General features: G+C 30.8%; 24 protein-coding genes. 19 read left to right on the top strand and 5 right to left on the bottom strand.

The features are described from left to right. The coding region (locus CF66_RS03615) for a DnaA N-terminal domain-containing protein (RefSeq protein WP_034411704.1) at positions 1 to 330 on the bottom strand (330 nt) is incomplete at its 3' end. Positions 331 to 839: 509 nt separating this feature from the next. Here CF66_RS03615 and rpmH point away from each other — a divergent pair. The 5 genes from rpmH to mnmE are packed head-to-tail and all read left to right on the top strand — an operon-like array spanning position 840 to position 4563. Further along, entirely contained in the window at positions 840 to 974 is a 135-nt protein-coding gene (rpmH, locus tag CF66_RS03610) for a 50S ribosomal protein L34 (protein ID WP_016504190.1), read from the top strand. Between the two features lie 11 nt (positions 975 to 985). Further along, complete coding sequence (gene rnpA / locus CF66_RS03605) at positions 986 to 1345, top strand: ribonuclease P protein component (protein WP_016504189.1); 360 nt, start codon at positions 986 to 988, stop codon at positions 1343 to 1345. Continuing rightward, a complete protein-coding gene (yidD, locus tag CF66_RS03600) occupies positions 1312 to 1590 on the top strand; it encodes a membrane protein insertion efficiency factor YidD (RefSeq protein WP_034411701.1) in 279 nt (92 codons plus the stop codon). The genes rnpA and yidD overlap by 34 nt, the downstream gene beginning before the upstream one ends. After that, positions 1574 to 3160: a membrane protein insertase YidC gene (yidC, locus tag CF66_RS03595; protein ID WP_034411699.1), complete on the top strand. Its 1587-nt coding sequence runs from the start codon at positions 1574 to 1576 to the stop codon at positions 3158 to 3160. The genes yidD and yidC overlap by 17 nt, the downstream gene beginning before the upstream one ends. Positions 3161 to 3201: 41 nt before the next feature. Further along, the gene (mnmE, locus tag CF66_RS03590) at positions 3202 to 4563 is read left to right on the top strand and encodes a tRNA uridine-5-carboxymethylaminomethyl(34) synthesis GTPase MnmE (protein ID WP_187649144.1); all 1362 of its coding nucleotides are present in this window, start codon (positions 3202 to 3204) and stop codon (positions 4561 to 4563) included. Between the two features lie 106 nt (positions 4564 to 4669). Here the strand turns inward: mnmE and CF66_RS03585 are convergent, their stop codons facing one another. Next, on the bottom strand, positions 4670 to 5956 hold the full coding sequence (locus CF66_RS03585) for a beta-ketoacyl-[acyl-carrier-protein] synthase family protein (RefSeq protein WP_016504186.1): 1287 nt from the start codon (positions 5954 to 5956) through the stop codon (positions 4670 to 4672). 179 nt (positions 5957 to 6135) lie between these two features. Beyond that, the gene (locus CF66_RS03580) at positions 6136 to 6675 is read right to left on the bottom strand and encodes an NADPH-dependent FMN reductase (RefSeq protein WP_016504185.1); all 540 of its coding nucleotides are present in this window, start codon (positions 6673 to 6675) and stop codon (positions 6136 to 6138) included. Positions 6676 to 7386: 711 nt separating this feature from the next. Here CF66_RS03580 and mnmG point away from each other — a divergent pair. The 14 genes from mnmG to glmU all read left to right on the top strand — a co-directional run bounded on the left by mnmG (position 7387) and on the right by glmU (position 19339). After that, positions 7387 to 9276 carry a tRNA uridine-5-carboxymethylaminomethyl(34) synthesis enzyme MnmG gene (mnmG, locus tag CF66_RS03575; protein ID WP_034411691.1) on the top strand — a complete coding sequence of 630 codons (1890 nt, stop codon included), beginning with the start codon at positions 7387 to 7389 and terminating at the stop codon, positions 9274 to 9276. A 19-nt stretch (positions 9277 to 9295) separates the two neighbouring features. Further along, positions 9296 to 9928 carry a 16S rRNA (guanine(527)-N(7))-methyltransferase RsmG gene (rsmG, locus tag CF66_RS03570; protein ID WP_016504183.1) on the top strand — a complete coding sequence of 211 codons (633 nt, stop codon included), beginning with the start codon at positions 9296 to 9298 and terminating at the stop codon, positions 9926 to 9928. 24 nt (positions 9929 to 9952) lie between these two features. Then, a complete protein-coding gene (locus CF66_RS04740; RefSeq protein ID WP_158000325.1) occupies positions 9953 to 10045 on the top strand; it encodes a ParA family protein in 93 nt (30 codons plus the stop codon). Further along, positions 10032 to 10382, top strand: coding sequence for an AAA family ATPase (locus CF66_RS04735; RefSeq protein WP_016504182.1), 351 nt, complete (start codon positions 10032 to 10034; stop codon positions 10380 to 10382). Before CF66_RS04740 ends, CF66_RS04735 begins: the two co-directional genes overlap by 14 nt. A 521-nt stretch (positions 10383 to 10903) precedes the next feature. Further along, positions 10904 to 11296, top strand: a complete 393-nt coding sequence (locus tag CF66_RS03555; protein ID WP_016504181.1) for a F0F1 ATP synthase subunit I — start codon at positions 10904 to 10906, stop codon at positions 11294 to 11296. A 15-nt stretch (positions 11297 to 11311) separates the two neighbouring features. Then, positions 11312 to 12112 carry a F0F1 ATP synthase subunit A gene (atpB, locus tag CF66_RS03550; protein ID WP_016504180.1) on the top strand — a complete coding sequence of 267 codons (801 nt, stop codon included), beginning with the start codon at positions 11312 to 11314 and terminating at the stop codon, positions 12110 to 12112. A gap of 52 nt (positions 12113 to 12164) precedes the next feature. Then, on the top strand, positions 12165 to 12422 hold the full coding sequence (gene atpE / locus CF66_RS03545) for a F0F1 ATP synthase subunit C (protein ID WP_016504179.1): 258 nt from the start codon (positions 12165 to 12167) through the stop codon (positions 12420 to 12422). A 70-nt stretch (positions 12423 to 12492) separates the two neighbouring features. After that, complete coding sequence (locus CF66_RS03540; protein WP_016504178.1) at positions 12493 to 12963, top strand: F0F1 ATP synthase subunit B; 471 nt, start codon at positions 12493 to 12495, stop codon at positions 12961 to 12963. A 12-nt stretch (positions 12964 to 12975) separates the two neighbouring features. Beyond that, positions 12976 to 13521 (top strand): ATP synthase F1 subunit delta, encoded by a 546-nt coding sequence (atpH, locus tag CF66_RS03535; protein ID WP_034411689.1) that lies wholly within the window; start codon positions 12976 to 12978, stop codon positions 13519 to 13521. Between the two features lie 13 nt (positions 13522 to 13534). Beyond that, positions 13535 to 15079: a F0F1 ATP synthase subunit alpha gene (gene atpA, locus CF66_RS03530; RefSeq protein WP_016504177.1), complete on the top strand. Its 1545-nt coding sequence runs from the start codon at positions 13535 to 13537 to the stop codon at positions 15077 to 15079. Between the two features lie 48 nt (positions 15080 to 15127). Continuing rightward, on the top strand, positions 15128 to 16006 hold the full coding sequence (gene atpG / locus CF66_RS03525) for a F0F1 ATP synthase subunit gamma (RefSeq protein ID WP_034411687.1): 879 nt from the start codon (positions 15128 to 15130) through the stop codon (positions 16004 to 16006). 36 nt (positions 16007 to 16042) lie between these two features. Continuing rightward, the gene (atpD, locus tag CF66_RS03520; protein WP_016504175.1) at positions 16043 to 17449 is read left to right on the top strand and encodes a F0F1 ATP synthase subunit beta; all 1407 of its coding nucleotides are present in this window, start codon (positions 16043 to 16045) and stop codon (positions 17447 to 17449) included. Positions 17450 to 17470: 21 nt separating this feature from the next. Continuing rightward, a complete protein-coding gene (locus CF66_RS03515; protein ID WP_034411685.1) occupies positions 17471 to 17893 on the top strand; it encodes a F0F1 ATP synthase subunit epsilon in 423 nt (140 codons plus the stop codon). Between the two features lie 81 nt (positions 17894 to 17974). Continuing rightward, positions 17975 to 19339: a bifunctional UDP-N-acetylglucosamine diphosphorylase/glucosamine-1-phosphate N-acetyltransferase GlmU gene (glmU, locus tag CF66_RS03510; protein WP_034411684.1), complete on the top strand. Its 1365-nt coding sequence runs from the start codon at positions 17975 to 17977 to the stop codon at positions 19337 to 19339. A gap of 96 nt (positions 19340 to 19435) precedes the next feature. On the opposite strand, the gene hemG is transcribed toward glmU, so the two are convergent. Beyond that, positions 19436 to 19963 (bottom strand): menaquinone-dependent protoporphyrinogen IX dehydrogenase, encoded by a 528-nt coding sequence (gene hemG, locus CF66_RS03505; RefSeq protein WP_016504172.1) that lies wholly within the window; start codon positions 19961 to 19963, stop codon positions 19436 to 19438. A 97-nt stretch (positions 19964 to 20060) separates the two neighbouring features. Further along, positions 20061 to 20309, bottom strand: a complete 249-nt coding sequence (gene tusA / locus CF66_RS03500; protein ID WP_016504171.1) for a sulfurtransferase TusA — start codon at positions 20307 to 20309, stop codon at positions 20061 to 20063. Positions 20310 to 20329 lie beyond the last annotated feature (20 nt).

The following is a 20329-nucleotide window of genomic DNA, read 5'->3' as shown; positions in this document are numbered from 1 at the left end:
AAAAGCCTCTAATTGAGCAGGTGCAGAAGACATTGCTGCAACATCGGCTGGTGTTTGGATTAACGAAGATGGTTTTGAAATAATGGGACGACTACCAACCTCAAAACGAAGATTTGGAATATTTTCTCCACAATATTCCTTCAGTACGTTATTTATATTATTAAGATATTTATCACGAACCCAATCAAGCACAAAACGGTTTGGCGCGAATAAAGTTAGCGTGTTATCACTAAGTTCCGCTTGCAACGGACGAACCCACATACTGAATTCTGTTATTGGTAGCTCTTCTTGAAGGTGTTGTAAACATTGCAACCAAAGAGAAGATGACACAGTAACCTCACTCATACACTTATTTATAATAGGAAAATTTCTGGAAGATTATCTATCGATAATCTAACTCACTAGAATTTAATTATGGTTCCAGTGAATAGAATTATGGTTATTCACAATACTACCATATTTTTTTCCGAATTTATTCACAGAATAACCCACAAAAATGAAAGGAAAAAATTGAAATAGTAATTTTCAATTCTATTGAATAATCACGCATTAAAAATATTTAATTGATATTAGATAATAGTTCTAAACTGAATAATATTACAATAGCAATTTTTTAATTATAGAAAATATGATTGTTATCATATTTCTGAGTATCTATATTTAGTATTATAATCTATTGCATTTTTTTAAAATTAAGTTATGATGGAACGATTATTGGTATATAGTCGTAATAACGTGAACTTTTACAATTAGTTTCTCTTAATTTATTTTTACAATTGCTTAAATACAAGAGAAAAAACAGAAACTCTTTTAGATAACAGTAATTAAAGGTATCGATCATGAAACGCACTTTTCAGCCTACAGTTCTGAAACGAAGTCGTACCCATGGATTTCGTTCACGTATGGCAACTAAAAATGGTCGTAAAATTATTAATGCACGTCGAAAAAAAGGTCGTGTACATCTTTCTAAATAGCAGCTTATATTTTGTGTGTTAGATACAGGTTTAATAAAAGGGTTCGATTATCTAATTCTGAACACTATCATAGTGTTTTTCAGAAAGCTCATTGTGTTAACTCTTTATATTTAACTATACTTTCTCGAGAAAATTTTCTTGGCAGTCCTCGTTTAGGATTAGCTGTTCCTAAAAAAGAGATTGGAAACGCTGTAGACCGAAATAATTTTAAACGGTTAGCTAGAGAAAGTTTTAGAAAAAATCAACATAAACTTCCTAATAAGGATTTTGTTGTCATTGCTAAACGACATTTTCAAAAATTAAGTAATAATGAAACATTTTTAGTGTTTAATAAACTATGGTCTCGCCTATTTCTTTTTTCTCTTGGATAGTTATTACGATAATTCGTCTTTATAGATGGATTATCAGTCCTTTAATGACCCCTTGCTGCAGATTTTGTCCGACTTGTTCAGTTTATGCCATAGAAGCTATTATAGCTTATGGGTTTGTAAAAGGAAGTTTATTAGCAGTTAAACGTCTATTAAAATGTAACCCAATGAATAAAGGAGGATACGATCCTATTCCATCAATATCTAAATTAAACGAAGAAGATAAACAGAATGAATCATCAATGTAAGATCCTATTAATTGCTTTAGGTTTAGTTTCTTTTTTACTATTTCAACAATGGAATAGTAATGAAAAGGAGATTACATATAATGAACATGAAACAATAGAACCAAATGAAATAATACCTAAATCATTTATAAATTCTTCATTATCGACAATTACAGCAACAACTGATGTTCTCACTTTAAATATCACTACAATTGGTGGTGATATTATAGAAGCAAAGCTAAATAAATATTTATTAGAACTTGGTTCATCAACCCCGTTTGCCTTACTAAAAAATACACCTAAACATCAATTTATTGCTCAAAGTGGTTTGATTGGTCCCAATGGAATTGATTTAACCAAAGATAATCGCCCTCATTACAAAACCAACAGTAATCATTTTCAATTAACTGAAGGTTTAAATGAATTGAGGATTCCTTTAACATATCAAGAAAATGGCATTTACTATACTAAAACATTTATTTTAAAAAGAAACAGCTATGCTCTTGATATTGAATTTCAAATAATGAATCGATCAGGCAAGAATGCAACTGTAGGCATGTATTCTCATTTACGTCAAAACATGATGGATTCAGGTGGTAGTATTACACTTCCAACGTATCAAGGTGGTGCCTATTCAACACAAGATACACGCTATAAAAAATATAGCTTTGATAATATGAAAGAACGCAATTTATCATTAAATATTTTTCATGATCAAGGCTGGGCTGCAATGATTCAACATTATTTTGCAGCAGCATGGATTCCTAGAAATAACTCTACTTCAACTCTTTATACTCGTATAATTGACGATCTTGCTGATATTGGTATTCGTTTTCCAAATGTAACTATCAAAAATGGAGATTCTGCTAAATTTAAGTCCACACTTTGGATAGGTCCAAAACTACAAGATGAAATGGAATTAATTGCCCCAAATCTAGATCTAGTAGTTGACTATGGTTGGCTATGGTTTATTGCTAAACCATTACATAAATTACTATCCTTTATTCAAAGGTTTGCATCTAACTGGGGAGTATCGATTATAATTTTAACTTTTATTATTCGTGGTGCTATGTATTCATTAACTAAAGCTCAATATACTTCAATGGCTAAAATGCGAGTTCTTCAACCAAAATTACAAGCCATGAAAGAACGTATTGGTAATGATCGGCAACGTATGAGTCAAGAAATGATGGAATTATATAGGAAAGAGAAAGTAAGTCCATTGGGTGGATGTTTACCTATTCTTCTACAGATGCCTATTTTTATTGCCTTATACTGGACTTTAATGGAATCAGTAGAATTACGTCATTCTCCATTTATTGGTTGGATTCATGATCTTTCAGCTCCAGATCCTTACTTTATTTTGCCTATACTTATGGGAATTTCAATGTTTCTTATCCAAAAAATGAGCCCAACTACTATTACAGATCCTCTTCAACAAAAAATTATGACATTTATACCAGTGATATTTACTGGCTTCTTACTATGGTTTCCATCGGGACTTGTTCTGTATTGGCTAATATCGAATATTGTCACTGTTATTCAGCAAACGCTTATTTACAAAACATTAGCAAAGAAAGGATTATATTAAATTACAACTTAATAAATAACTGTTCTATAAATGAAGAAATAATAATGATAGATACTATTGTTGCTCAGGCTACATCTAGAGGTTATTCTGGTATTGGAATTATACGTGTATCAGGACCTCAAGCTTTAAAAGTAGCTTGGGAAATTACAGGGAAAATGCTGAAACCTCGTTATGCTACTTATATTCCTTTTAAGAAAAATGAAATGATACTAGACCAGGGGATTGCTATTTATTTCCCAGAACCACACTCATTTACAGGAGAAGATGTACTAGAATTGCAAGGTCATGGTAGCCCTTTTGTAATGGATATGTTAATCCAACATATATTGCATATTTCTAACATTAGAATAGCAAAACCTGGAGAGTTTTCTGAACGTGCTTTTTTAAATAATAAGTTAGATCTAACTCAAGCAGAAGCTATAGCTGATCTTATTAATGCACAATCGGAAGAAGCAGCAAAATTAGCATTTCAATCTTTTCAAGGAGAATTTTCTAGGAGAATTAATATGTTAGTTAATAGTTTAATTAATTTGCGTATAGATATTGAAGCATCTATTAATTTTCCAGAAGATAATATTGATTTTTTAAACACAAAAAAAATATTATCTGATTTAAAAATTATTTTTAAAAATCTAAAAAAAGTAAAACAAGAAGCTAATCAAGGAATCATTATTCGTGAAGGAATGAAAATAGCAATTGTTGGTTTACCTAATTCTGGGAAATCAAGCTTACTTAATGCATTTTCAGGAAAACAATCTGCTATTGTCACTAATATTGCTGGAACAACTCGTGATATACTTCATGAAAACATACATATTGATGGTATGCCAATACAGCTAATTGATACTGCAGGATTTCGTAACACTATAAATATGATTGAAAAAATTGGGATAAAACGAACTTTTGATGAAATTAAAGTAGCCGATCATGTTCTGTTTATGATTGATGCTAGTAATACAATTTCTACTAATATAACAGAAATATATCCTGATTTTCTCAATCACCTACCAAATAATACAGGTATAACTATTATTCGAAATAAAATAGATCAAACTAGTGAAGGTCCAAGAATATGTTCAGCTAGCTTACCAACAGTAATTCATTTATCGGTTAAAACAGGACAAGGACTTGATATACTTAAAAAACATTTAAAAAAATGCATGCAATTTTCAGGAGGGAATGAAGGGAGATTTATGGCACGTCGTAGACATCTCAATGCGTTAGAACAAGCTGAACAACATTTAAAGATTGGAAAAGCACAGATAGAGGAAAATGCAACAGAGAGAGAAATTCTTGCAGAAGAACTAAGAATAGCACAACAGCACCTCAATGAAATCACAGGAGAATTTAATTCTGATGATTTACTTGGAAAAATTTTTTCTTCATTCTGCATAGGAAAATAAATTAAATTTCTAGTCTTAGAATCGCAGTAATAGATTTGCAATAGCAAAAAAAACTATTTTTAATTCATATCAAATGTATTTTTAGCTTATTAAAAGTTGCAGTTAATTACCTATATGATGAAATTGCTACACAAACATTAGTTCCACCAAATCCGAATGAATTTGACAATGCTAAATTAATATTTGTTCTTTTTGGTTTCTCCATTACATGATTAACACCTAAACAAGCTTTATCAATATTTTTCATTGTTAAATTTCTAGTATATGGAACTGTATTATTAATAATGGAAAGGACAGTAAAGACAGCCTCGATAGCACCAGATGCACCTAATAAATGTCCTGTAGATGCTTTTGTAGCAGATACCAATACTTTTATAGCATGTTCTTTGAATACTTCTTTAATCGCTTTAATTTCAACAAAATCTGCAATAGTGCTAGTGCTATGGGTATTAATATAATCCACATCATAAAGAGATTTTCCAGATCTTTCTAGTGCACCTAAGATCGCTCGTTTTGCTCCATTGCCATTGGGATGAGGGGAAGTGATCGCTTGACCTGTATTTCCATCTGCCGTTCTGCAAAAACCCGATAATTCTGCATATATTTTAGCTCCACGTTCTTGTGCACTTTTAAAGCTTTCTAAAACAAGACATGCTCCACCCTCACCCATAACAAAACCATTCCTATCTACTGTAAATGGACGAGAAGCAGTATCAATTGAGTTGTTGTTCACAGATAATGCTGTCTGTGCATTAAATGTTGAAATTCCTACTGGGGTAATAGATGCTTCTGATGCACCTGCAATAATAATATCAGCTTCTCCTGTAAAAATAGCGTTATATCCATCCGCAATTGAATGAGCACCTGCAGCACACGCAGTACAATGAGCATTATTTGGACCTGTAAAATTCCAATAATTAGAAATATATCCTGCAGCAATATTAGGTAAAAACTTTAAATTGCCAAATGGTGATTGTTTTTTACCAGCTATAGAAGTAGCAACACAAGTTTCAAAACTATTCATGCCACCAACACCAGTAGAAAAATTAACACCAATACGATCTAACTGTTTCTTGTTTTGTATTGAATCTAAACCAGCCATTTTAATAGCTTCTGAAGCTGCTATCATTGCAAAAACTTGATGTCTATCAAGTTTTTTTATTTGTTTTTTTTGTTCTTGAATGGACATTTCGCTAAATGGGAAATGATGAATCAAATTAAAGTTTTCAGAAATCTGAGCAGCAAACGTTGTTTTACATCCTAATTTTTCTGGAACGAAATTTGTAATTCTTCTAAAACCATGTTTTCCTTGCAATAATGACTTAAAACTTTCATTGGCATTTAAACCAATAGGAGATATAGCACCAAAACCAGTAATGACTATTCGTTTCATTTTATTTCTAAAACTCCAAAATTACTATTAAGTCAACAACTATAAAACTCTTAGCCATAAGTTCTATTTTAAAATAATATATGGAACAGGAATTGTTATTAACCCAAAACATATTAACATTAAACTAGATTATTGTTAGTTTGTCTATAATAATATTATTAACGTTAATAATATTCATTTTAAGGAATAGTAGATGAAAGCAATTGTGATAGTGCTAACTTTAATTCCTTTTCCAGTTTAGGATTAGTGAGTATGTTTTTTTCTAGATTAAAATTATTAAAAAAATTAGGTATAGAAAAACTGCTTTTTAAAACTGCGCCAAAAGATGCAGCAGAGTTAACTGCAATAGTCAGCACATTTTTCGCACCACCTATTCCTGGAGAAGCAGAAAGGTATAATGCAGGTTTATTCTGAAAAATAAGCTGATGTATTCTTGATGTCCAGTCAATCAGATTTTTGTATGCAACTGTATAACTTCCATTATGTTCTGCAAAAGAAATAATAACTGCATCAGCTTTTCCTATTTGTTTAAAAAACATTTGAGATTGATTTGGAATACCCATATTTTGCTCTCGATCTATACTGTATATGGGCATTTCATAATCATTAAGATCTAATATTGTAATATCACTGAAAGGAATTAAACCAGTGACATATTGTACAAACTTTTTATTGATTGAATGGATACTATTACTAGCAGCAAAAGCAAGAATTTTCATTGTGATAATTAAAGTTAAATAGTTAAAAAAAGTTGAATCTTATTCAATTATAAATGATGGTATCTAAAAATAATAGATAAGTTTACATAATACATACTTATCATTGATGTAAACTTTTATATACTAGCATTATTCTAGAAATATTTTTATTTAAAACCTCTATAGTTAGGAAAGATTAAACTTTATTGCTTTTAGATTATTAATATTTGAAATATGAATATAGAAACCGTTATTGAGCGAAAACTTGAGTATAAAAAAGTATGATTTTTTCTTAAAATAAGCCATATTCATAAAAATATAATTGACTTATGTTTATTTAAATTCAAAGTTATTTGTCTTAGTAAAGGAATTTACAAGTATATAAACGTGAATTCAATAACGATATGATTTTGGTGCTTTTTAATGTCTGTATATAACTACATAGATATATAGTTATTAACCTGTGTTTATTTATATGTGTAGAGAAAAAAACCACGTTATGTATAATAGTAGTAGTTATACACATATAACACTCATCATAATAAAATTTTGATCACACTATATAATGGGTGAGAAGAACATGATCTTATTGATCATATAGCAGTTATCCACGTACTTAAGAATCCTTAATAATAAAAATATATAAGATCTTTTAGATCTTATATTAAAAGTTCGTAAACCTTTAAATAACATCATACAAGTTCTTTTAAAGAAACATTAGGAATTAACAGATTGCTTTACAAAAACAAAAACCAATTTGATGTAATTGTAATAGGAGCTGGACATGCAGGAACAGAAGCAGCTTTAGCAACAGCCCGCACTCAACAACATACACTACTTATAACCCATAATATTGATACTATAGGTCAAATGTCTTGTAATCCAGCTATTGGTGGGATTGGAAAAGGTCATTTAGTAAAAGAAATTGATGCTATGGGTGGATTAATGGCTCAAGCAATTGATCATTCAGGTATTCAATTTAAGATCTTAAATCTTTCTAAAGGTCCAGCAGTTCGTGCTACAAGAGCTCAATCTGATCGGTTGCTTTATAAAAATTACATACGAGAAACTTTAGAGAATACAGAAAATTTAACTCTATTCCAAGAATCCGTAGATGATTTTATTATAAAAAATGATACTATCATTGGAGTAGTTACCCAAATAGGCTATAAATTTTATGCTAAATCAGTGATCTTAACTGTTGGTACTTTCCTTAACGGAAAAATACATATAGGAGAAAAAACTATACCTGGAGGAAGATCAGGCGAATCCCCATCAAGTAAATTAGCTATGCATCTTAGAGAATATCTTTTTAAGGTAAATAGGTTAAAAACAGGAACACCACCTAGAATTGATTCTAGAAGCGTGGATTTTTCAAGTTTAGAGATTCAGCATGGAGACTATCCTGTACCTGTATTTTCTTTTATAGGAAATCCAAAACAACATCCAAAACAAATACCTTGTTTTATTGCTCACACTAATGTGCATACTCATGATATAGTCAGAAAAAATCTCTCTAAAAGCCCAGTGTTTAATGGAAATATAACAGGAATTGGACCACGATACTGCCCATCGATTGAAGATAAGATCATACGTTTTAACAACAAAGAGTCCCACCAAATTTTTATTGAACCTGAAGGTTTAACTACTAATGAGTTATATCCAAATGGAATTTCTACTAGTTTGCCATTTGATGTACAAGTAGAATTAATTCAATCCATCGAAGGATTCAACAACGCTCATATTATTCGTCCAGGTTATGCAATTGAATATGATTTTTTTGATCCACGTGCTCTTAAAGGAACTTATGAGACAAAATTAATTAAAGGTTTGTTTTTTGCTGGCCAAATAAATGGTACAACTGGTTATGAAGAAGCTGCAGCTCAAGGTTTAATGGCTGGAATTAATGCAAGCTTATATAATCAAGATAAAGAGGGATGGATACCTCGTCGTGATGAAGCTTATTTAGGTGTTCTAATTGATGATCTATCTACTTTAGGTACAACAGAGCCTTATCGGATGTTTACATCACGTGCTGAATATCGTTTACTATTACGTGAAGATAATGCTGACATTCGTCTTACTGAAAAATCCTATAAATTAGGTCTTATTAATGAAATGCGTTGGGTTAAATTTAATAAAAAAATAAATGATATTGAGAATGAGAAACAACGCCTTAAAGGAATAATAATACAACCAAATGCTAATAATATTCGTGCTATCAATAAGCTGCTCACAAATCCTTTATCCAATACAATGAGCGGTGAAGATTTATTAAGACGTCCTGGAATGACCTATTCTAAATTAATGAAATTAGAACCTTTTTATCCTGGATTAAAAGATTCTGAAGTTACTCAAGAAATTGAAATTCAGATTAAATATAAAGGTTATATTGATCGCCAACAAAAAACAATTGAAAAGTCCATCCGTTATGAAAATACAATCTTGGATGAAAAACTAGATTATAAAAAAATCAAAGGTCTATCAAATGAAGTAATAGAAAAACTTAGTACTATAAGACCTAATACGTTAGGTGCTGCATCAAGAATTCCTGGAGTAACACCTGTGACAATTTCAATTTTGCTTATACATTTAAAAAAACAGTACTTAATTAAAAAATAACTAAGGATGTAAGCACAGAGTGAATTCTTTACGACTCAAACTTGATAATCTTTTAAGACAAGCTAACCTGATAGTAAATAAGTCACATAAACAACAACTTGTTTCTTATGCAGAATTGCTTAATAAGTGGAATAAAGTTTATAACTTAACCTCTATCAACAATCCTATACAAATACTTATTAAACATGTATTAGACAGCATCACTATAAATCCTTATCTTGAAGGAAATCTATTTATTGATGTAGGAACTGGCCCAGGTTTACCTGGTATTCCATTAGCTATTATTGCTACTGATAAGACTTTTTATTTATTAGATTCTTCAAAGAAACGTATCTGTTTTATTAAGCACGTTCTTTATGAACTGAATATTAAAAATGCAATACCTATCCATAGTAGGGTTGAAAACTATCAACCAGAAGAGAGATTTGATGCCGTTTTGAGCCGTGCATTTTCCTCAATAAAAAAAATGGTAAAGTGTTGTCGGCATTTACCTAAAATAAACTCTGGTGTATTTTTATCTATGAAAGGACAATTACCTGTAGATGAAATTAAACAACTTCCTGATTGGTGTTCTGTAATTGATATAAAAGTGTTAGAAGTTCCTGAGTTAGAAGGTAGACGTCATCTTGTAATCTTATTAGATCAAGGATAATTACGATAATTACGAGATATATCTGTGGGAAGAATTATAGCTATTACAAATCAGAAAGGTGGTGTTATAAAAACTACAACTTGTGTAAACATTAGCTGCCTCAATGATAGTAATTAAGCAAAAAGTATTATTGGTTCTTCTTGATCCTCAAGGTAATGCTACTATGGCAAGTGGAATAGATAAATATAAAATAAATGCAAGAGATTATGAACTTATAATTAAAAATCTTTCTTTCAAGAAAGTAGGATACAGACAGATATCAGGTTATTATGATCTCATTGCTGCTAATAGTGATATTACAGCTGCTGAAATAAAGTTAATGGAAGTTTTTTTTCGAGAAGATCGTCTTAAAAATACTCTTTCTTCAGTTCGAGATGTTTGTGATTTTATTTTTATTGCTTGTCCTCCCTCTTTAAATCTTCTTACTATTAATGCTTGTGAATTTAAAAATTGAAGGTTTCTTACGTACTATGTATGATCCAAGAAATAGAATCTCAAATGAAGTCTCGGAGCAGTTAAAAAAACATTTTGGTAATGAAGTTTATAGAACAGTCATTCCTTGTAATATTCATTCAGCTGAAGCAAATAAGTCATAGAAAATCAGCTATGTATTATGATAAGCATTCATCCTAGGTGCTTAAGGCATACTTGGTGTTAGCTGCTGAAATCCTGCGTCGTGAAGAACTAAATGAATCAATTTATTATAAGGAATCTAGTTGATATGTCTAAACCTAGTTTAGGAAAAGGATTAGACGCCTATTCTATTGGTTAATAGTGCTTCAGCTCGAGAAAAAGAATAAATATCATTCGAAATAGATAAACTAAAAGGTTAGTACATTTTTTATGAAAAATATAGGATTATAAGAAAAGTTGTTTTTTTACAGTATTTTGATTGCAATCAATTTATCTGATCGTATAATTTTAGACTTTGATATAGCTATTTAAAATTGAATATATCTTACACAGGTACTGCGTATGATTATTAATATATCTCCTTTAGCTACTAGACTTGGAAAAAATCTTGTTAAACGCATATTAGTGATTCAGGGAGCGGCTCTCCTTATTTTAAGTTCATCGATAATGATATTTTTTGGAATTGAATGGGGAAAGGCATCATTTATTGGTGGAGGAATATTTTTTCTTGCTAATATGATTTTTTCATTATGCGCCTTCTTGTTTAGTGGAGCGAATCATAAAGTGTTTGTTTTGATATCTTTTTACGCTGGAGAATTGATTAAATTAGTTGTTACGGCTATATTATTCTCGATTGTATTTATATATATGAAAGTAGAACTAATTCCTTTAGTATCAAGCTATTTATTTTTATTAACTATTAATTTTTTTACTCCAGTTTTATTTATTAAGTAAAATTAAGGGTGTGTTATGTCAGATTCCACAACATCCGAATATATTGAGCATCATTTAGAACATTTCTCTTTAGCTAAGATAGGCTTGGTCTCTGAAGAAACAAGTTTTTGGAATATTCATATAGATAGTTTGTTTTTTTCTTGGTTTACTGGCTTAATATTTTTAGGTTTGTTCTATAGTGTAGCTAAGAAAGTAAAATCTGGTTTTCCAGGAAAAGTACAATGTTTTATTGAAATGGTAGTTGAGTTTGTGGATAAAAATGTTAAAGATACGTTTTATTGTTCAAATCCAATAATAGCTCCTTTATCATTAACTATTTTTTGTTGGGTTATACTAATGAATGTTATGGATTTAGTTCCTATAGATTTTTTGCCTTATTTAGCTAAGAATTTATTAGGGATTGCTTATTTAAAAGCAGTTCCTTCAGCTGATCTTAATATCACGATGGCCATGGCTTTATCTATATTTTTTTTAGTTATATTTTATAGCATTAAAGTAAAAAAAATTTCTGGTTTTATAAAAGGGTTAGTTTTTCATCCATTTAATCACCCAATTATGATTCCACTAAATCTGCTAATTGAAATAGTATCTATGTTGGCTAAACCTTTATCTCTTGGTATGCGTTTATTTGGTAATATGTTTTCAGGTGAAGTGGTTTTTATTTTATGTGCTGCAATGTTACCATGGTACCTTCAATGGATAGGTTCAGTTCCTTGGGCCATTTTTCATATTCTTGTTATTTTAATTCAAGCGTTTGTGTTTATGATGTTAACTATTGTTTATATGTCAATGATCTATGAAGGAAATAAGCATTGATTCTATAACCTTTATTTGAGAAACTTGTTGCTAATTTGATTGGAGATTTTAGATGGAAACTGTATTAAGTTTTTCTGCAATTGCAGTGGCGATTATGGTTAGTTTTTGTGCTATTGGCACATCTATTGGTTTTGCTATCCTAGGTGGGAAATTTTTGGAAGGAGCTGCACGTCAACCGGAAATGGCTCCAATGTTACAAGTTAAGATGTTTATAATAGCGGGTCTATTAGATGCTATCCCTATGATAGGTATTGTTATTGCCTTGCTTTTTACATTTGCCAATCCGTTCGTTGTATATTTTTCTGGTTAAATCAACCTATTTTAAAAAATAGTTTTTTTTGGATTGAAATTTAATTGTCGATGAATAAAGGAGAACTGTTGTGAATCTAAATGCAACCTTATTAGGTCAAGCAATATCGTTTTCTCTATTTGTTTGGTTTTGCGTTAAGTATGTATGGCCGCCTATTATTCGGGCAATTGAAGAACGTCAAAAATATATTGCTTCCTCTTTATCAGAGGCTAAAGATGCTGCTAAGAATGTAGAATTAGCAAAATTAGATGCTTCAAAAAAAATTAAAAAAGCATCGATCTTAGCAAAAAAAATCATTACACAAGCAAATAAACGTAAAATTCAGATTATTCATAAAGCTCGTCAAGAAGCTTTAATTGAACATAATAAAATTCTTCTTCAAGCTAAAATTGAAATAGAAGCTGAACAACGTCGTCTTAACTTAAAACTACGTGAGCAATTGTCTGATTTATCAATATTAGCTGCTGAGAAAATTCTTCAGCGTACAATTGATAAGAACGATCATGATGATATTATATCTAGAATTTCATCTAAGCTTTAAGTATACAAAATAATGTCTGACTTAAATAAAAAAATAGAAAGAATTTATTCTAATGCAGTTTTTGAATTCGCTCTCGAAAATGATCAGGTAGAACATTGGAATCAAGTGCTTATTTTTTTTGTTAAACTTTTAGAACAAGAGCAAATTAAAAAAATATTAGATGCTCGCTTATTATCTCCTCATAGACTGGAGGATTTTTTTTTATCTTGTTATAAAAATCAGTTTAACAATTTTTCTCAGAATTTTATAAAAATGATTATTAAAAACTCACGCCTCATGAACCTTCCTGGCATTTTAAAAAATTTTCTTTATCTGAAAAATGAATATAAAAAACGTAAAGATGCTTATGTATTATCTGCGGTTAAACTTTCTAAAAAACAATGCAAGATTATTATAGATAAACTTGAAAAGCGCTTTGGTTATAAGGTTAATCTACATTGTGCTATAAATCAAAATTTGATTTGTGGCATTACAATTCGAGTTGGAGATACACTAATTGATGGCTCTGCAATGGGTTATTTAAATTGTCTAAGAAATTTATTGAAGACGAATTATTGATAAGGATTGGAATATGCAACTTAGTTCCACAGAAATTAGCGAATTAATCAAAAAACGCATTAAAGATTTTAATATTGTTATAGAAAATTGCAACCAAGGTACTATTGCGTCAGTAAGTGATGGTATTATTACCATATATGGTTTAGAAAATGTAATGCAAGGTGAAATGATTGAGTTGCTTTCTGGTCAACGTTATGCTTTAGCATTAAATCTTAATCGTGATTCAGTTGGAGCTGTAGTTATGGGGCCTCACTTTGATCTTAAGGAAGGAATGAAAGTGAAAGGAACTGGACGTATTTTTGAAGTTCCAGTTGGTCAAGAAATGCTTGGTAGAATTGTAAACACTTTAGGTCAACCAATTGATGGGAAAGGTCCAATTAAATCTAAAACTTTTTTGCCTGTCGAAGTAATTGCACCAGGTGTTATTGAACGTAAATCGGTAGATCAACCTCTTCAGACTGGCTATAAGTCTGTTGACTCTATGATTCCAATTGGTTTAGGACAGCGTGAATTAATAATTGGCGATCGTCAGACTGGTAAAACATCGATGGCAATTGATACAATTATTAATCAAAAAAAATCTGGTGTTTATTCTATCTATGTTGCTATAGGTCAAAAAAGTTCTACTGTAGCCAGTGTAGTGCATCAAATTGAAAAATACGGAGCGTTGGATAATACTATTATTGTTGTAGCAACAGCTTCTGAATCTGCTGCATTACAGTATCTAGCGCCATATTCTGGTTGTACAATGGGAGAGTATTTTCGTGATCGTGGTGAAGATGCTTTAATTGTATATGATGATTTATCTAAGCAAGCTGTTGCTTATCGTCAAGTCTCTTTATTACTGAAACGTCCACCTGGTCGTGAAGCCTTTCCTGGTGATATTTTTTATCTTCACTCAAGATTACTAGAACGCTCAGCTCGTGTTAGTTCAGAATATGTAGAAAGGCACACTAATGGTCAGGTGAAAGGGAAAACGGGTTCTTTAACCGCTCTTCCTATAATTGAAACACAAGCAGGTGATGTATCTGCATTTGTTCCAACTAATGTCATTTCAATTACTGATGGTCAAATTTTTCTTAAAACTGAATTATTTAATTCGGGTATTCGTCCTGCATTAGATCCTGGGATATCTGTTTCTCGTGTAGGTGGGGCAGCACAAAATAAAATAATTAAAAAGTTCTCATCTGGTATTCGTACAGCACTTGCTCAGTATCGTGAATTAGCAGCGTTTGCACAGTTTTCTTCTGATCTAGATTCAATAACTAAGGAGAAGTTAGAGCATGGTTTAAAAATTACAGAATTAATGAAGCAAAAACAGTATTCTCCTATGTCTGTTTTTGACCAAGCATTGCTTCTTTTTGTAGCAGAAAGTGTTTTTTTTAAAAAAATTGAAGCAAAAGATATTTTATCTTTTGAATCGTCTATATTATCTTATGCTCATTTAGAATATTCAAAATTTGTAGATAAGATAAATACAACTGATGAATATAACGAAGAAATTGAAATACAGTTTCAAAAGATATTAAGTTCTTTTCAAGACACTCAAATTTGGTAAACCAATAAGATAGTAATGTTAAGTGAGCAATAGGAGCTTTTTTTAGTTATGACTAATCCGAAAGAAATACATACTAAGATTAGTAGTGTTAAAAGCACTAAAAAAATAACAAAAGCGATGGAGATGGTAGCAGCTTCCAAGATGCGTCGTTCTCAGAAATTAATGGAAGCTTCTCGTCCTTATTCTGAAGAAATATCTAAAGTTATTAATCATATTACTCAATCTGATAGATTAGACTTGTACCATCCATACTTAGAAAAGCGAACAGCTAGATCTGTTGGTTATATTGTTATTTCTACAGATCGTGGTTTGTGTGGAGGATTAAATATTAATTTATTTAAACAGACTCTTATAGATATACAAAAAAAATCTAGAAAAGGTGCCAATATTCAGTTGTCTATAATTGGTTTAAAGGCTAGTTCCTTTTTTAAAAAACATATTGGGGCTAAGGTTATTGCCCAGTTATCAGGTCTTGGAAATAGACCAAGTCTTGAAAGTATAATCGGTTCGGTCGGTGTTATGCTGAAAAAGTATGATTCAGGTGAGTTAGATCAGTTATTTTTAGTATTTAATCGTTTTATAAATACGATGATTCAAAAACCTAAGATTAAACAATTATTACCTTTATCTGAGGATAAAGATAATAATAATGATATAAAAAAAAGTTATTCATGGGATTATATATATGAACCTAGCTCTAAATCCTTATTAGATGTATTGTTAATACGGTATCTAGAATTTCAGGTATATCAAGGTTTAGTTGAGAATTTAGCATGTGAGCAAGCAGCTAGAATGCTAGCTATGAAAAGTTCAACTGATAACGCCGACTGTTTAATTGATGATTTAGAACTTTTATATAATAAGGCTCGTCAAGCTGAAATTACTCAAGAGCTATCTGAAATAGTATCAGGTGCAGCTGCAGTTTAAATCTAAGAAGAAAATAGTTTAGAGGATTAATTTACGATGACTACAGGTAAGATTATACAAATCATCGGCTCAGTAGTCGACGTAGAATTTCCAGATAGTAATTCAGTACCAAATTTGTATAATGCATTACATGTTCTAGAACTTAAAGTTCATCTTGTTCTTGAAGTTCAACAGCAGCTTGGTGCTGGTATAGTTCGTACTATCGTTATGGGAAGTTCATTTGGTCTGCGTCGTGGTTTGATAGTTCAAGATACAGGTTCTCCAATTTTAGTACCAGTTGGTAACGCAACTTTAGGTCGTATTGTTAATGTCTTAGGAGAACCTATTGATAATCTTGGGGAAATTAACACTAAGGAACGTTATCCTATTCATCGTTTAGCACCAAAATTTGAAGATATTTCTAATGAAACAGTGATTTTAGAAACTGGTGTCAAGGTAATTGATTTAATTTGTCCTTTTATAAAGGGAGGGAAGATTGGTTTATTTGGGGGTGCCGGTGTTGGAAAAACTGTTAATATGATGGAACTCATAAATAATATAGCACTTCAACATTCAGGGTTATCTGTATTTGCTGGTGTTGGTGAGCGAACTCGTGAAGGAAATGATTTTTATTTTGAGATGCAGGAAGCTGGTGTTATAAATATTAAAAAGTTAGAAGAATCAAAGGTAGCTATGGTCTATGGTCAAATGAATGAACCAGCAGGAAATCGTTTACGAGTCGCATTAACTGGTTTAACTATGGCTGAACGGTTCCGTGATGAGGGTCATGATGTACTTTTATTTATTGATAACATTTATCGTTACACACTAGCAGGCACGGAAGTATCAGCATTGTTAGGTCGTATACCCTCTGCTGTAGGTTACCAGCCTACATTATCTGAAGAAATGGGAATTCTTCAAGAACGTATTACTTCAACTAATCAAGGTTCTATTACATCTGTGCAAGCAGTTTATGTACCAGCAGATGATTTAACTGATCCAGCTCCTTCAACAACGTTTGCACATTTAGATGCAACAATTGTATTGAATCGTAGCATTGCGGCTATGGGGCTTTATCCAGCAATAGATCCTTTAGATTCTACTTCTCGTCAATTAGATCCTTTAATTGTTGGGCAAGAGCATTATGATATAGCACGTTCTGTTCAGAAAACACTTCAGCGTTATAAAGAATTAAAAGATATAATTGCTATTTTAGGTATTGATGAATTATCAGATCAAGATAAATGTATTGTTTCTCGAGCTAGAAAAATCGAGCGTTTCTTAACTCAGTCTTATCATGTAGCTGAAGTGTTTTCTGGTAATCGAGGGGTTTATGTTCCTCTTAAAAAAACTTTATATGGTTTTAAAAGATTATTAGAAGGAGAATATGATGATATTCCAGAACAAGCGTTTATGTATTGTGGTTCGATTGAGGATGTTTTAGATAATGCTAAAAAATTATAAATTAAAACATTTTAAGGAAAAATTTTAGTGAAAACTTTTCATCTCGATGTAGTTAGTGCTGAAAGTAGAATTTTCTCAGGTTCTGTTAAAAATTTTTTAGTAACTGCTTGTATGGGAGACATAGGAGTTTTTTATGGTCATACAGCATTATTAACTAAACTATTGCCTGGAAGGCTTCGTATATTAAAAGCTAATTTTCAAGAAGAGTTTATATATGTTTCTGGTGGTGTACTTGAAATTCAACCTACTATTTCAACCTTATTAGCTGATACTGCTATTCGTGGTCAGGATTTAGATTTACAAAAAGTTGAGTCAGTTAAAAAAAAGGCTGAAAAGATGATGACAGGAAAAGGTGAAAGCGTAGATATTGAATTAGCTAGCAGTGAACTTGAGAAAGCAGTTGCTCAACTAAGAGTTCTTGAATTAAGTAAAAGATTTCGTTAATTGGAATCTGATTATTAAAAACAAAACATCTGAGAATATTTAGAAAAATCATTCTTTTAATACAGTTTTTCAGGTTATTAAATGAAATTCAGTGCTGTTATTCTTGCTGCGGGTAAAGGTAGCCGTATGCGTTCTAATATACCTAAAGTTTTGCATACTTTAGCTGGTAAGCCTATAGTTAGGTATCTTATTGATACGTGTAATAAATTAGGAGCGAAGAATATTTATTTAGTGTATGGACATTCTTCTGAACTAATAAAAAAAACATTATTTGATGAGCCTGTTTCTTGGGTATTACAAGCTGAACCTTTAGGTACAGGCCATGCTGTTAGTCAAGCATCAAAAAAGTTTTTGGGTAATGAAAAAATTTTAGTGCTATATGGCGATGTTCCTTTGATATCTGAAGAGACAATAAGAAAGTTATTAAATGCTTATCCAATGGGAGGAATAGCTTTATTAACTGTTTTTTTAGATAATCCTATGGGATATGGTCGGATCCTTCGAAGAGATTGTGATAATGCTGTAGTTAGAATTATTGAAGAAAAAGATGCTACAGAAAATCAAAAAATAATTAAAGAGATTAATACAGGAGTAATGGTTGCCTTAGGGGATGACTTGAAACGATGGATTTCTGATTTAAACAATAAAAATTCACAAAGTGAGTATTATCTTACTGATATTGTTTCAACTGCATACCATGAAGGATGTCAGGTGCACACAGTGCATCCTGTTGATAAAATTGAAGTAAAAGGTATTAATGATCTAGTTCAGCTTACCCAATTAGAGAGAGAATTTCAATTATCGCAAGCTTATAAATTGATTAACCAAGGTCTAATACTACTTGATCCTGATCGTTTTGATTTACGTGGTGTATTAATTTTTGGTATCAATTGTAAAATTGATATTAATGTTATAATTGAGGGTAATGTATCTCTAGGTAATAATGTAATTGTTGGTGCTGGTAGTATTATTAAGAATTGTATTATCGATGATAATACAATTATTAAACCATATAGTGTTATTGAAGGCTCCAGCATTGGAAAAAATTGTAAGCTTGGTCCTTTTGCTCGTTTACGTCCAACTTCGAAGTTGTTTGATAATGTCCATATAGGAAATTTTGTCGAGGTAAAAAATGTTACTATAGGTAAAGAAACAAAAGCTAACCATTTAACTTACCTTGGTGATGCTGAAATTGGTCAATTGAGCAATATTGGTGCTGGAGTCATAACATGTAATTATGATGGTGCAAACAAACATAAAACAATTCTTGGTAATGATGTTTTTGTAGGTTCTTCTTGTCAGTTAGTTGCCCCAATTCATATTGCAGATCATGCAACTATTGGCGCGGGTACTACAGTTACGAAAGATGTTGCTAAGGGAGAATTAGTGACTAGGAGATCTAAGAAGCGTACGATTTATAATTGGCAGCGTCCATCAAAACAATGAATAATGCTAGACAAAAATTCAGAATAAATACAAAGGTTTTTTGTTTTTTAAAATTTGTTTATAACAATTATTCCATAATCAGTAAATAAAATAATTTTATTGTAATTTATTAAATTTTTTAGCAAATAGAGATACTTTTTTCCAGTTAGTATATTCAACTGATTTGCTAGTGTTTGTTATACCACCAGTTAAAAACATAATTATTTTAATCATAATTCGATCAAACCATCTATATTTATGATAGCAAAGTTCCCCTGCAAAAACTCCTATTAGTTGAGGTTCCCAAGAAGATTTTTTAAGAAATTTTTTTATGTAAGTACTGCCTTCTGGGGTATCTTTTTTTTGTTTTTCTTTTCTAGCAGTTAAATTCACACAAAAAAAAGCTCCTTTAATTTTTTTTAGCTGTGTATAATTTTTTTCTAAAAAATCATACAGCTCTTTACTTAAGTGACCATAATGAATAGAAGCACCAATGAGGATTTTTTTATATTTTAATAAATCTATTTCTTTCAATTTATGTATATTTTCTATTTGACACTCTGAGCATTTTAGTTCTTTATGAATATGTTGTATAATTTTTTTCGTATGTCCTTCTCTTGTTGAATAAAGCAAAAGTACTTTCATCCTATTATTCCTATAATAATACAAATAAAATAAAACAATCATTATAAGATTATAAATAATATATTGGTAAATAGAGCATTTTTACAACATCTATTCCTTATTTTATGCCTTTTTTTATTAGATATCTATATGGCAATTTGTTAGTTTTTATAATGAGGAGTTTATGATCCATAAACCGACAAAGATTTGGAATGTCACGTCTTGTTGAAGGATCATCTGATTTTATCAGAAGAAAATCACCATCTTTCATAATTCTTATCGTTTTCCTGATTATCATAATTGGTTCTGGACAGCGCAGTCCTTCTATTGAGAGAGTGTGAGTTTTATGTTTTGAAGGAAATTTCATAGTTACTTAGAATGTCCAAT

The sequence above is a fragment of the Candidatus Photodesmus anomalopis genome (genome assembly GCF_000731785.2).
GTDB classification, from domain to species: Bacteria; Pseudomonadota; Gammaproteobacteria; order Enterobacterales; family Vibrionaceae; genus Vibrio; species Vibrio anomalopis.
This window is presented reverse-complemented; position numbering and strand designations above follow the sequence as displayed.